11 protein-coding genes are annotated in these 13,312 nt (G+C 50.5%); 9 read left to right on the forward strand and 2 right to left on the reverse strand.

The annotated features are described in order from the left end of the window. Positions 1-2: 2 nt before the first annotated feature. Both NSU01_RS07835 and NSU01_RS07840 read right to left on the reverse strand, forming a co-directional pair. Positions 3-677, reverse strand: coding sequence for a PspA/IM30 family protein (locus tag NSU01_RS07835; RefSeq protein ID WP_042134553.1), 675 nt, complete (start codon positions 675-677; stop codon positions 3-5). A 48-nt stretch (positions 678-725) separates the two neighbouring features. Beyond that, on the reverse strand, positions 726-944 hold the full coding sequence (locus NSU01_RS07840) for a PspC domain-containing protein (RefSeq protein WP_076242451.1): 219 nt from the start codon (positions 942-944) through the stop codon (positions 726-728). Positions 945-1,247: 303 nt separating this feature from the next. Here NSU01_RS07840 and NSU01_RS07845 point away from each other — a divergent pair, with 303 nt between their 5' ends. From NSU01_RS07845 to NSU01_RS07885, 9 genes are all read left to right on the forward strand, one after another. Beyond that, the gene (locus NSU01_RS07845; RefSeq protein ID WP_039301156.1) at positions 1,248-1,877 is read left to right on the forward strand and encodes a YfbR-like 5'-deoxynucleotidase; all 630 of its coding nucleotides are present in this window, start codon (positions 1,248-1,250) and stop codon (positions 1,875-1,877) included. Positions 1,878-2,026: 149 nt separating this feature from the next. Next, positions 2,027-2,437, forward strand: coding sequence for a flagellar basal body rod protein FlgB (gene flgB / locus NSU01_RS07850; RefSeq protein ID WP_042134558.1), 411 nt, complete (start codon positions 2,027-2,029; stop codon positions 2,435-2,437). A 195-nt stretch (positions 2,438-2,632) separates the two neighbouring features. Further along, positions 2,633-3,409, forward strand: a complete 777-nt coding sequence (locus NSU01_RS07855; RefSeq protein ID WP_144025959.1) for a hypothetical protein — start codon at positions 2,633-2,635, stop codon at positions 3,407-3,409. Positions 3,410-3,653: 244 nt separating this feature from the next. Next, positions 3,654-6,521, forward strand: coding sequence for an excinuclease ABC subunit UvrA (gene uvrA / locus NSU01_RS07860; protein WP_076242453.1), 2,868 nt, complete (start codon positions 3,654-3,656; stop codon positions 6,519-6,521). Then, on the forward strand, positions 6,518-6,853 hold the full coding sequence (locus tag NSU01_RS07865) for a hypothetical protein (RefSeq protein ID WP_076242454.1): 336 nt from the start codon (positions 6,518-6,520) through the stop codon (positions 6,851-6,853). The genes uvrA and NSU01_RS07865 overlap by 4 nt, the downstream gene beginning before the upstream one ends. 113 nt (positions 6,854-6,966) lie before the next feature. Further along, the gene (locus NSU01_RS07870) at positions 6,967-7,572 is read left to right on the forward strand and encodes a pentapeptide repeat-containing protein (protein WP_076242455.1); all 606 of its coding nucleotides are present in this window, start codon (positions 6,967-6,969) and stop codon (positions 7,570-7,572) included. A gap of 128 nt (positions 7,573-7,700) precedes the next feature. Beyond that, positions 7,701-8,981, forward strand: a complete 1,281-nt coding sequence (locus NSU01_RS07875) for a glycoside hydrolase family 27 protein (protein ID WP_042134567.1) — start codon at positions 7,701-7,703, stop codon at positions 8,979-8,981. A 136-nt stretch (positions 8,982-9,117) separates the two neighbouring features. Further along, positions 9,118-9,927, forward strand: a complete 810-nt coding sequence (locus NSU01_RS07880; protein ID WP_083705121.1) for a protein phosphatase 2C domain-containing protein — start codon at positions 9,118-9,120, stop codon at positions 9,925-9,927. Between the two features lie 44 nt (positions 9,928-9,971). Further along, positions 9,972-13,220, forward strand: coding sequence for a DEAD/DEAH box helicase (locus tag NSU01_RS07885; RefSeq protein ID WP_076242456.1), 3,249 nt, complete (start codon positions 9,972-9,974; stop codon positions 13,218-13,220). Positions 13,221-13,312: the final 92 nt, after the last annotated feature.

Genomic DNA, 13,312 nt, shown 5'->3' on the forward strand with positions numbered 1-13,312 from the left:
GCTTATTTGTGGTTACGCAGGCGCTCAAGCTCAGCCTCAACCGCGCTATTCAGCGGAGATTCAGGAGCGGCAGCAGCAGCTGCTGCCAGTCCGGATTGCTCAGCAAGGGCTTCCTGCATAGCAATCTTGTCCTCCATCCGTTCGAAGCCGCGGGATGCGCTGCCGGCGTTCAAGACCTGGCCGCGGCATCCGGCCGGGGAACCAGAGGCGCTTGCTTGAGCCGCCTGCTTAATCTCTGCCGCTTTGCGGGCACGTTCCGCCAGCTCTGCTCTTTTGGCCTTGAGGCGTTTATGTTCTTCCTTCACATTCGCCAGTTGAACCTCAAGCGAGGCGAGTGTGGCCTGAGTCTCCTGCAGTCCGGCTGTGCATTCCTGTCCGCTCTCCGTATAGCGCAGTTTAGCCATTACTGCAGCGCGGGCTGCCGGCTCATTGCCTTCGCTCATGGCTTGAACAGCTTCCGCTTCGCTGCGCTCCGCAAGCACCTGATATTCATAGATGCGGCGCTCCAGCACACTGGCAGCGGCTTTGAATTCACGCTGTTTGCTCTCGGCATCGGTGATTTTATCCTCCAGATCCCGCAGATATTGTCCGGTAAGCAGCATCGGATCTTCCAGTTTGTTCAGTCCCTCGTGGATAGCTGCTTTGGTTAACGTTGTGATTCTTTGGAATATACTCATGGTTATAATCTCCTTTTTAGTTAGGGTTGGGTATTCTGGAACGAGTGATTAGTAGTCGAAACCGTCAGTGAAGCCGCCGTAGGATTCCTGAGGGATAATGAGACTGCCGATGATATAGAGAAAAATAACAGTACCGAAGCTGAAAAACGTAGCGGCAACAACAAGCAATCTTACAAGGGTCGTATCAACGTTGAAATAGCGTGCCAGTCCTCCGCATAAACCTGTGAGCTTCTTGTCTGTTACGGAGCGGGTTAATTTATTTGTCATAGTGATATCTTCCTCTCTTCTATGGTGAGCGCCGGTTCGCGGCGTGTTCACTGCGTTGTCTATGTATGTATTGTACGAATTTATCCTGCGCAGCAAAACAGCCTGCAGACTGTTCTTTGTTCCCGACCTTAGTCGGGGATGCTGACCGCAATAGGACGGGGAGGGACCGGGAAATCACGGATGAATCGTGGAATACACGGACTTTTTACACAAAGAGGTCTTGTTGTTCATTCGGGGTTAATACTAGAGGATTAAACTGTACTCTAGCGGAGCCTATCATAAACATACGGGAGGACTGGCCTCATGGGAATTCACAAGTATTTTCGCTCACTGAATGAACTGGAACGCATTATCCGCTGTCCGGGCAAATTCAAATTCGAGGAGCACAGCGTAGCGGCCCATTCCTGGAAGGTCGTACAATACGCCAAAACACTGGCAGATATTGAAGAGAAACACGGTGCGGTGATCGACTGGAAGAAGCTGTACGAGATTACGAGCAGCCATGATTACGGAGAGATTTTTATCGGGGACATCAAAACGCCGGTGAAGCACTCCTCACTCCAGCTAAGGTCGCTGATTCAGCAGGTCGAGGAGGGCATGATCGACAACTTCATCAAGGAGCATATCCCGGATGAGTTCAAAAGCATCTTCTACCATCAGCTGCGCGAGGGCAAGGACGAGTCGATTGAAGGCTTGATTCTGGAGGTTGCCGACAAGATGGATCAGGTATATGAAGCTTTTGCCGAGCTGCAAAGAGGGAACACGGAGAAGGAATTTGTGGTGATGTACCGTAATGCCCTGATCAAGATCAAGAACATTGAGCTGAGATGTGTGGATTACTTCCTGGCAGAAATCCTGCCGGATATGGTGAATGAAGAAACATTGTCATCCATTGATATTAAAAGAATTACGGAAGAGGCGCTGGCTCTGTAGATGAGCTGTGGCTCTTTTTTTCTTATACATAAATGAATATGTGCCAGGCTGGATGCTGCTTTATATTTGGGTCATGGTATTGTAAGATAAAAGGGTATTATTTAAAATTTAAACTATACAGCTTGATGGACGGAGAAGGAGGTTCAACTTTGATTCAGAGCAGCTCTTCAAAAATTAACGAATCCCTATTAAATGTACTCAATGTAAGGCACAGAGCGATAGCCGAGAATATAGCCAATGCAGACACCCCCAACTACAAGAAGAAAACCGTTGAGTTCCAGGAGGAACTCAGACGCGCTATCCAGAATGACACTCAGGAGGACCTGGAAATAAAGCAGACCCATCACAAACATCTGCAGATCAAGGATGCGGATGCCCCCTTAATCCCTTACCGCATGATTACGAACAACCATACGGCGATGAATAATAACGGCAATAATGTGGACATGGATATGGAGATGGCGAATCTTGCGGAAAATCAGCTAATGTACAATTACCTGGCCGATCGGGTAAGCGGTCATTATTCCAAGATAAGAACGCTCATGCAGGATCTTAAATAATTGTTACTTCAAAAAAGAGTCAGCTGCGCGAGATGCGGTTGTACTCTTTTTTTGCATTTTATATGAAAAAGACAGCAATAACGCAATAACGCATGATTCCAGCAACAGCATAAGTGGTTACCCTCCGGTAGTAGTGAAAGTGTGTTCAGAACAATAATGAAGGAGACGAATGTTACGGCAGGGAGAACGGCCGGAATGCTATGGTTAAGGAAAAATAAGGATGGTGTTTCGTTCTTGCAGTATTTCAATCTGATACCATTTTCAATTACACTAACCTGGTTTAGCTTGCTGCTCCTGATCGTGTGGACGGTAGACTTCCTGCAGGGCGGCTCCCCGGTTCAGCTTCCGGCGGGCAGCCTCAGAGAGCGTACCAAATCCATACTGGCGGATATTCTTATCTTTGCCGGAATTAACGGCTTGCTTCTGTACGTTCTTCATCCGCTGAGGAATCCTCTGCTTATTTCACTGGCTGCCGCAGGACTGCTCGTTACGTATTGTCTGACATCCGGTATGCGCAAGCAGAGTTCGCCTTACCGGCCTTGGATTCTGATGATACATGTGCTGCTTGGCATAAGCTTCTATCTGCTGTTCGGCATGCTGCTGATGGGTAAGCTCATTGTTACCTACAACCTGAATATGACGGATCAGTTCGATATCCTCTATTTCGTCTACGGGCAGGACCGGGCAGTAGTGTATGCCCTGCTGCTGATCATGGTTACACTCTATTTCGTGATCGGCAAACTGCTGATGCGGCCGCTGTACAGCTGGTATACCGCGAATTATTTCCAGGCCTCCAGAATGAATATTAAGCTAAGCGGGGGAGAGATTCTAACCGGAGTGTATATGCTGCGGGATACGGATAGAAGGTTCGTGGCAGCGAGTGACAGCCTGAATCCGGGCCCGGACGATAAGCTCTACAGAATCAGCCGGGAGAAAATAGAGTACATGGAGAGAGACGGCAGTGAACGTTGACTCAATCTACTAACATAAAGTGGCCCCTGGACCGTAATGACGGCCGGGGGCCATTATGCTGTGGTCATATCTGTTTATAAGCGAGTGCTGGATTACAATGGAATTACAGAGCATGGAGAAAAAAAGGGAGAAAATAATTTTTGATTTTATAACATTATATGGTAAAAAGACTTGACAGTCATATGCTACAATTTATTTATAGGTGATTATAATCAAATGGCCTGGGAGCCGCAGATGAACTGAAATGGCCGGGTTTCCGGTCAATACTGGAGGACTACTATTGCATCAATATATAACGGTAAGCGGAGCAAGAGAAAATAACCTGAAGAATATCAGCCTTAACATTCCGCGTAATCAGTTAGTAGTGTTCACCGGAGTGAGCGGCTCGGGTAAATCAAGCCTGGCTTTTGATACGCTCTACGCCGAAGGACAGATGCGTTATGTGGAATCTTTATCATCCTACGCCCGGCAATTCCTGGGACTGATGGGCAAGCCGGATGTGGATGCCATTGACGGGCTGTCACCTGCCATCGCCATTGAACAGAAAACTACCTCGAGCAATCCGCGTTCCACCGTAGGAACGGTAACTGAGATTTATGACTATTTGCGGTTGTTATGGTCTAAGATCGGAACCCCGCATTGTCCGTCCTGCGGGCGGATCATACAGCGGCAATCCGTGGACCAGATTGTAGAACAGATTGCGGGGCTGCCGGAAGGAACCAAATATGAGGTGCTGGCGCCCATGGTCCGGAACAAAAAAGGTGCGCATCAGCATATATTCGAGCAGGCTAAGCTGGGCGGATATGTCCGTGTCCGGGTGAACGGCGTGGTCCATCATGTAACAGACCCCATTTCCCTGGACAAGAATAAAAAGCACTCCATCGAAATTGTTATCGACCGGCTGATCGTGAAAGACATGGATGTTCAGCGGCTGGCCGATTCTCTGGAGCATGCGTTTGCCCTGTCCGGGGATTTGGTGATCATTCACCAGAGTGCCAGCGGTGAAGAGGTAACGTATTCGCAGAGCTACGCCTGCCCGCATTGTGAAGTGTCTTTGCCGGAGCTATCCCCCCGCATGTTCTCTTTCAATAACCATGAAGGGGCTTGCCCGGCCTGTACAGGTCTGGGTTCACATCTGAAGGTTGATCCGGATAAAATCATGCCGGACACCAGCCGCTCCATCCAATCCGGCGGGATTATCGCGAACGGCTGGAGTAATGTGAAGACCAACTCTTTTTGCAAAATGTACTATGAGGCCTTGGGTGAAAAGTACGGCTTCGACTTCAGCACACCACTGCAGGAGCTATCATCAGAGGCCATGAACGTGCTGCTGTACGGGACTAACGGCGAGAAGCTTGAAGTGCACCATCCCGGTGATGCCCTCCGGAACTATGTCAAAGAAGCCTTCGAAGGAATCGTCAATAATCTGGAGCGGCGTTACCGGGAAACTCCATCCGAAGCGATGAAGAAGGAACTGGAGGAATACATGTCCGTTCTGCCTTGCCCCCATTGTCACGGTGACCGTCTGTCGCCTGTTGTGCTTGGTGTGAAGGTCGGCGGTAAAAGCATTGCAGAGTTCTGCCATTTACCGGTGGAGGCTGCAGTAGACTTTATTGCCGGGCTTAGCCTGACTGCTGCGAATGCGGAGATTGCCGGTACCATCCTGCAGGAGATTGATGCCCGGTTCCAGTTCCTGAATAATGTCGGACTAAATTATCTGACGCTCTCGAGAGCTGCCGGAACGTTATCAGGCGGTGAAAGCCAGCGCATTCGTCTGGCCACACAGCTGGGTTCCGGTCTTATGGGCGTCCTCTATATTCTTGACGAGCCGTCGATCGGCCTGCATCAACGGGATAATGACCGACTGCTGCTGGCTCTGAAGAAGATGCGCGACCTCGGCAATACGTTAATTGTAGTGGAGCATGATGAAGATACGATCCGCCAGGCGGACTGGATTGTCGATATAGGTCCAAATGCCGGAATACACGGCGGAGAGGTTGTGGCGCAGGGTACCCTTGAAGATATACTGGCCGAATCCCGCTCGATCACCGGCCAGTACCTGTCCCGGAGCAGACAAATATCCGTCCCGGAAGAGCGGCGGAGCGGGAACGGCAAACAGCTGACGATTACCGGAGCTGCCGCCAACAATCTGAAGGGGATTACGGTATCTATTCCGTTAGGCACGTTAACCTGTGTGACCGGGGTTTCCGGCTCAGGCAAATCCAGTCTGGTCAACGAAATCCTGTACAAGAAGCTGGCTTCTACACTTAATCGGGCTCATACGATTCCCGGGGAACATCAGAGCATCGACGGGATAGAGCATCTCGACAAAGTTATTAATATCGATCAGAAGCCGATCGGGCGTACTCCGCGTTCTAATCCTGCCACCTATACCGGGGTATTCGATAATATCCGCACCTTGTTCTCGCTGACGAATGAGGCCAAGGTTCGTGCCTACGGCCCGGGGCGGTTCTCCTTCAATATCAAGGGCGGCCGGTGTGAAGCCTGTGCGGGAGACGGACTGATCAAGGTGGAGATGCATTTTCTGCCGGACGTGTATGTGCAGTGCAGCATTTGCAAAGGACGGAGATACAGCCGGGAGACGCTTGAGGTGCATTATAAAGGTAAAAGCATCGCGGATGTGCTGGACTTGACCGCTCAGGAAGCCGTCCAGTTCTTTGGCAATATTCCGAAGATCCGTAAAAAGCTTGAGGCTCTTTGCATCGTTGGCCTCGGTTATATCAAGCTGGGTCAATCCTCCACGACCTTGTCAGGCGGCGAGGCGCAGCGGGTGAAGCTGGCGGCAGAGCTTCTTAAGCCCGCTACCGGCTCCACGCTATATGTGATGGATGAGCCAACGACCGGACTGCATTTTGCCGATGTTCACCAGTTAATTGATGTACTGCATTCCCTGACCGATGCCGGCAACACCGTATTGGTCATTGAACATAATCTGGAGCTGATCAAGAATGCTGATTACATTATTGATCTCGGCCCGGAGGGCGGTGCGGATGGGGGAGAGATCGTCTGTACAGGAACTCCTGAAGAGGTTGCGGTGCATGAGAAGAGCTATACGGGCAAATATCTGAACCAAGAGATGGGGAGAAGATGAACTTAATCCAGATGCAGGTTGAGCATAGCAAATATGGAGCGGGAACTGTCGTAGGTCATGTGGAAGAGCGGATTATCATTGATTTCTCCGGAGATACGGGCGAGAAAAGCTTCTTGTACCCGGAGGCTTTTGAGCAGCATCTGCGCCTTCTTGATCCGGTGCTGCAGGCTCAGATCGGCAAGGAAGTGCAGTTAAAAGCTGCGCAGCGGGCAGCAGATCAGCTCGTGAGGGAACAGCAGCGGGAGGCAGAGCATGCAAGACTTGCTGAAGAGAAGCTCCGAATAAAAAATGACAAGAGCAAATCGCGGCGGAAGGCTAAAAGCGTTCTATAATAGAGACGGAACATAATTTTAATAAGTGTCGGCGGTCTTTTCCGGGGAGTTCTCTGGTGAGGGCCGCCAAGTTTTTTGTACACAATAAATACTATATACTGGAGGGTTAACCCATGTATCAATATAAAGACCGCGAATTTACCCGTGTCCATTTTGACGGGCAGGATTTGCGTTATGGCGAGCTGATCAGCTGCACTTTTGAGAAATGCACGTTTATGAACACTTCTATGGAAGAAATTGATACCAGCTACTGCCGGTTCATTGAATGCGACTTCAAGGGTGTCAGCCTGAACTCCTCGATTCATAACGAATCCGCTTTTGAGAATTGCAAGTTTAACGGCGCGAATCTCTTTGTCTCCAAATTTATCTCCTGCAAAATGACCGGCTCGGACTTCTCCGGCGCCCAGGTGGACGGCATTACCATTGACGGGGGAGACTGGTCGTACACGAATCTGCGGCATGCCAATCTGAGCAAGCAGGACCTGCGCGGAGTGCGCTTCTTCGAGGCTGACTTTACCGATACCGATCTGACGAAGGCGGATCTAAGGGACTGCAATCTGGAGCGGGTATCACTGAGCCGGGCCAAGCTTGCAGGGGCCGACCTGCGGGGAGCGAATCTACAGGGTGTTGACCTGAAGGCACTGGATGTGAAAGGCGCGCGGATGGATCTGGAGCAGGCTGCTCTGTTTATGCGTTCCTACGGGGCGAAGGTGGATTGAACCTCGGACAGCAATTTTGTGCTATTTGTGAATCAATTTTACGGTGGAAACAGACAGGAATAGCCGATACAATGATTCTGTATCCACAATAAAATACAATTCATTCACAAATGGAGGTCACATAACTTATGAATCATTGGGAATTCGCCCCTACACCGCCAATGGGCTGGAACAGCTGGGATTGCTATGGTGCTTCGGTGACGGAGGCAGAGGTACGGGGGAATGCTGAATACATGGCCCGCAACCTGAAGGAGCATGGCTGGGAATATATAGTGGTTGATATTCAGTGGTATGAGCCCGGGGCTGTGTCGGACCAGTATCGTCCTTTTGTCCGGCTGGAGACAGACGCATATTCCCGGCTGATTCCTGCGGTGAACCGTTTCCCCTCGGCAGAAGGCGGTCTTGGGTTTAAACCGCTTGCTGATTATGTACATAGTCTTGGCCTGAAGTTCGGAATTCATATTATGCGCGGTATTCCCCGTCAGGCGGTTCACGACAATACACCCATCAAGGGAACGGCGGTGACTGCACGCGATATCGCACATACCTGTTCCTTCTGCGGCTGGAATACGGATATGTATGGTGTAGATGCTTCCAAGGAAGGTGCCCAGGAATATTACAATTCTTTGTTCGAGCTGTACGCGTCATGGGATGTCGATTACATCAAGGTGGATGATATCGCAGATTCCTGGTTGCATGGCGGCCCCCATCTGGCCGAGATCGAGCTGATCCGCAAAGCCATTGACCATACCGGCCGCAGCATTGTGCTGAGCCTGTCGCCGGGACCTGCACCTGTGAAGCATGCTGACTTCTTGGAGAACCATGCGAATGTATGGAGAATGACGGATGATTTCTGGGACCGCTGGCCGCTCCTCCTGGATATGTTCGACCGCTGTTCCACTTGGGAAGGCCGGCCTAAACCCGGCTGCTGGCCGGATTGCGATATGCTGCCGCTTGGGCGTATCGGAATACGCGGTGTGCAGCATGACCGCTGGACGAACTTTACGAAGGACGAGCAAGTAACGATGATGACCTTATGGACCCTCTTCCGTTCCCCGCTCATGTTCGGCGGTGAGATGCGCGATAACGATGAATGGACGCTGTCTCTTCTGACGAACCAGGATGTGCTGAACATGCACCGTCACAGTTATGGCGCCCGGCAGATCAGCCGTCGCGGGGATCAGGTTGTGTGGCTAGCCGAAGGTCCTGAAGGCGAGCGGTTTGTAGCTTTGTTCAACACAGGCGAGCTACTGGCGGAAGTGTCTGTAGCTATTGCCGATCTGGGAGTGGGCAGCGGGGTTAAGGCCAAGGAGCTGTGGACCGGGAAGCAAACCGGCCTGCTTGCAGATACACTGAGTGCAGCCATTCCGCCCCATGGAGCAGCGTTGTTCCGTGTTGCCGCAGAGTAAGCGTATATAGCAAAAGGTTTCACATTACGAAGAGACGCAGCAGGATGCTGGTCTCTTTTTTGCGTGACCGGGTTAGATAGAGAAAGTGTATAATCATATAAACATAGAATCTGCTAGGAAGGGCGGGAAGGTCACGATGGAACAAGAGATATTTAATTTCAGCTGGGTCGGCAGTAATGAGATGCATCTTGATAATCCGGTAACAGTTACATATAAGAGTACGGTGATCGGCCGTTACGGCGGGAACACGGCAGCAGGCGCTGATAAGAATGAGGATGGTGCTTACGTATTAAATGAACCAGGCGGCGGCTGGGAATTTGTCATGCTCCTGGATGCCCATAACACTGCAGAAAGCGCGGAACTACTGATCCGCACAATCGACAGTGGAGCTGGTGAAATCATAAGGCTGCTCTCGCTGCCGGTTCATCAGGCGTTTCATGCGCTGGAGGAATTTCTATTGTCTATTTTTAAGTCGGAGGATTTCATAAGGAAGTGCAGGCAGGTTACAGGGGAGACCGCGTGTCTGATTAGCGTGCGTATGGAGAATTACATCTGGTGGTTCTCTGTAGGAGATAATTCGCTATTCCTGCTTCATCCGGATCTGGCCGCCCGCGGGCAATATGCTTTGAACCAGCGCAATTACTATGAATGGATCGGATTCGTGAATACCTTCGACCAGCCGGTTGCCTGCTACTCTTCAGGAATCCGTGAGCTGCGGCAGGGCCACAACGTAATCGTGATGACTACGGACGGTCTGTTGGAGTTGGGAGCAAGAGTACTTGAGGACCCGCGCAGGCTTTATGTTGCTTTTGCAGGGGAAGAGGAGCTGGAGAAGTGTGTACAAGATGTATTGGCAGATGTGCATCAGCAGTTAGGCCGGGACAGCGCCACAGTTGTTGCCTGGAGTTATGATAATGGCAGGAAGGGTGCGATGCCTAGTGATTAGCTATAAATGATGAAGGTGAATTTTATACTGAGAAGGTGATTATTATGAAGATTACTATGAGAGCAATTAGAGACTTCTGCGGGACTGATTTTTATAACCGGGGGAAGTCTTATTATGAACAGGGGTGTGTCCGCAGCCTTACCTTTTACCCGGACGATAGCAGCTATGAAGCACAGGTGAAGGGAAGGAAAGTATACGAGGTGAATATTGATATTCATGATCGTACCGACACCTTCAAAGCAGACTGTTCTTGTCCTGCCTATGAGAACTATAGCTGCTGTAAACATGTAGCGGCAACACTTATTGCTATACACATGCAGCAGATTAAGAAGCCTGCCGATGCACAAGCTGCTCCATCCAGACGCGTAAACAAGTCCAAATACAACCAGACGGAGCAGCTTATTTCTTCTTTTCAGAAATCGGTTCTTAACCGTGAGAGTGAGCCTGTGCTATTCGGTCTTGCAGAGGCGCTGCAGTTTGAGTTCACGCTTAACGTTAATGGTGGTTACAGCAGCAGTCCGCGATTCTCCGTTGAAATGCGTGTGGGAATCAAACGCCTGTATGTAGTGTCCAAAATAAACGAGTTTCTAGAGCATCTCGAGCAGCGTAAGCCGTTATACTTCAAGAGTATATTTACCTTTGATGCTGAAAACCAGCACATTAATCCTGCGGATATGAAATTCCTTGAACTGCTGATTCTAATGAAAAACACTGAGAAAATTTATAGAAATGATCTCCCCAGCTATTATAATAACTCCTTAAAGGACGGGAAAACAATTGTCGTTACCCCGCTGGCCTGGGACAAGCTTAAACTGCTTTTTCCGGAGGTGAATGTCATTATGGGGGGATCGGTGAACCCGGGAATTCGGGCTGAGCTTGCAGAAGAGGCGCCTCCGCTTGAATTTACGATTGGACCAGGGAAGAGACAGGACTATGTTCTGTCAGCTTCAGCACTGGATCATCTGATGCTGTTTCCGGACTACTCCACTGTGATCATTAACGGGAAGATATATTCAATGAACAGTGATGTTATAAGCATGCTTTCACTATTGAAACAGCAGTTCACGGCATCGCAGAATATTGAGATCGCTCCCGGACAAATCGAATTGGTCGTTCAGCAGGTACTGCCAGCCTTAAGAAAGCTAGGGAAAGTAAGGGTGGAGCAGGCAGTAAGCGAGCGGATTGTGGAACCGGACATGCAGGCAAAGCTGTATCTGGATTATGCGGATGGCATATTGACGTTTCGGCTGGAATTCCATTATGAGGAGATTATTATCAACCCGCTGGAAGAGAAACCTGATGACGCAGTCCGCGAGCAGAAGATCCTGATCAGGAATGTTCAGCAGGAAAATAAGATCATTGCGGTTCTGGATAATTCTCCACTCAGGCGGGAGCGGCAGCACTGGGTTTCAATAAGTGAACCGGTTCTTTATGAGGCGCTATATGAGGTTATTCCAGTGCTGGAAGACTATGCAGAACTATTGGTTACCCCGGCTGTTCAGGGACTTGTGCTGGCGCGTAAATCTTATCCCAAAGTCAAAGCGAATTTAAATGAGGGCCTGGACTGGCTGGATATCTCGTTTGAGCTGGAGGGATTGGATGAACAGGAGACGGTTCGCGTCATGCAGGCTATTGTGGAGAAAAAGAAATATGTCCGGCTTAGCAGCGGGGCCTTTCTGTCCCTTGCAGATGAAAGCTTCAGCGAATTCGGTAATGTGGCCGAGCGGCTGAATCTAAAGCGGAAAGAGCTGAAGCAATCCGTGATACGCTTGCCTTCCGTTCAGGCGCTGCAGCTTCCGGAGCGGGGGCAGGGGTTCAAGCATACGAAGTGGGGCAAGTCTCTCCGGGTATTCCTGGAGCAGCTGCGGGAACCGGACAGTATGGAGTTCGAGCTGCCGGCAGCGCTTAAGCCTGTGCTCCGTGACTATCAGGCCAGAGGCTTCCAGTGGATGAAGACGTTGTCGAAGTTCAGATTCGGCGGGATTCTGGCGGATGATATGGGACTGGGTAAAACCATTCAGAGTATCGCTTATATCTGCTCCGAGCTGGCTGAGCTGGAGACTGAGGTGCAGGTGAAAGCACCGGTGCTGATTCTCTGTCCGGCCTCCTTGACCTATAACTGGGGGAATGAATTTGCCAAGTTTGCTCCAGAGGTTAAAGTGCTGGTAGCGGCAGGGCAGAAGGAGGAGCGCAGCGGACTGCTGGAGAGTACAGCCATGGAGGAAGCGGATGTGATTATTACTTCGTACCCGCTGCTCCGGAGAGATATTGACCTGTATTCCGGCACCAACTTTCATGCGTTAATTCTGGATGAAGCCCAGGCGATCAAAAATTCAGCGTCCCAAACGGCGCAGGCCGTTAAATCTATTATGGCTGGCCGGAAATTCGCCCTGACTGGAACACCGATTGAGAATTCGGTGGATGAGCTGGAAGCTATCTTCAGTACAGTATTCCCGTCGTTGTTTGCTGGACGTTCGACCTTTAAGGAGCTGCCTGCCGGACGCATCGCCAGTATCGTATCTCCCTTTATTTTGCGGCGGCTCAAAAAAGATGTGCTGGAGGAGCTGCCGGACCGCATCGATACCGTGCAGCGCACAGAACTGCTGGATGAGCAGAAGCAAGTGTATCTCGCATACTTATCCAGGCTCCGTGACGATACCGAACAGGATTTGCTAACTGAAGGCTACCAAAAGAGCCGGATGAAGATTCTGGCGGGGATCACCCGTCTGCGGCAGATCTGCTGCCATCCTTCATTGTTCATCGAGAATTATACAGGCGGCTCAGGCAAGCTTGCGCAATTGCTGGAAACTGTGCAGGAATGCCGCGATTCGGGCCGAAGCATGCTGGTGTTCTCGCAGTTCTCCAGCATGCTGGAGCTAATCCGGCAGAGCCTGGTGGATGCGGGTGTGGAGCCCTTTTATCTTGACGGCTCGACTCCGGCCAGGGAACGGGTGGAGCTATGCCGGCGTTTCAATGAAGGAGAAGGAGAAGTGTTCCTAATCTCGCTCAAAGCAGGCGGAACGGGCCTTAATCTGACCGGCGCAGATACTGTTATTTTATATGACCTGTGGTGGAATCCGGCAGTAGAAGAGCAAGCGATTGGCAGAGCGCACCGCATGGGGCAGCGAAATGTCGTTCAGGTGATCAGGCTTATCACAGAAGGCTCCATCGAGGAGAAGATTCTAGAGCTGCAGCAGCGCAAAAAGGATCTCATCGAAGAAGTCATCGAAGCTGGAGAGAACAAGACCACCCGGCTGTCGGAAGAGGATATCCGTGAGCTGCTCAGAATGTAAGGAAGCCCGTACCTATTTTACCCGTACATGCACTTCTAGGCATCTACCCACATACAATAAAAGGACCATGAACCCGTAGTTCTCGCTTGCAG

Source organism: Paenibacillus sp. FSL H8-0259 (assembly GCF_037963255.1).
Taxonomy (GTDB): Bacteria; Bacillota; Bacilli; order Paenibacillales; family Paenibacillaceae; genus Paenibacillus_AQ; species Paenibacillus_AQ phytohabitans.

Bases quoted from the DNA above. Each gene is read 5' to 3' on its own strand.
- NSU01_RS07835 (WP_042134553.1), bottom strand. From the start codon at position 677: ATGAGTATATTCCAAAGAATCACAACGTTAACCAAAGCAGCTATCCAC.
- NSU01_RS07840 (WP_076242451.1), bottom strand. From the start codon at position 944: ATGACAAATAAATTAACCCGCTCCGTAACAGACAAGAAGCTCACAGGT.
- NSU01_RS07845 (WP_039301156.1), top strand. From the start codon at position 1,248: ATGGGAATTCACAAGTATTTTCGCTCACTGAATGAACTGGAACGCATT.
- NSU01_RS07855 (WP_144025959.1), top strand. From the start codon at position 2,633: ATGCTATGGTTAAGGAAAAATAAGGATGGTGTTTCGTTCTTGCAGTAT.
- uvrA (WP_076242453.1), top strand. From the start codon at position 3,654: ATGGCCGGGTTTCCGGTCAATACTGGAGGACTACTATTGCATCAATAT.
- NSU01_RS07865 (WP_076242454.1), top strand. From the start codon at position 6,518: ATGAACTTAATCCAGATGCAGGTTGAGCATAGCAAATATGGAGCGGGA.
- NSU01_RS07870 (WP_076242455.1), top strand. From the start codon at position 6,967: ATGTATCAATATAAAGACCGCGAATTTACCCGTGTCCATTTTGACGGG.
- NSU01_RS07875 (WP_042134567.1), top strand. From the start codon at position 7,701: ATGAATCATTGGGAATTCGCCCCTACACCGCCAATGGGCTGGAACAGC.
- NSU01_RS07880 (WP_083705121.1), top strand. From the start codon at position 9,118: ATGGAACAAGAGATATTTAATTTCAGCTGGGTCGGCAGTAATGAGATG.
- NSU01_RS07885 (WP_076242456.1), top strand. From the start codon at position 9,972: ATGAAGATTACTATGAGAGCAATTAGAGACTTCTGCGGGACTGATTTT.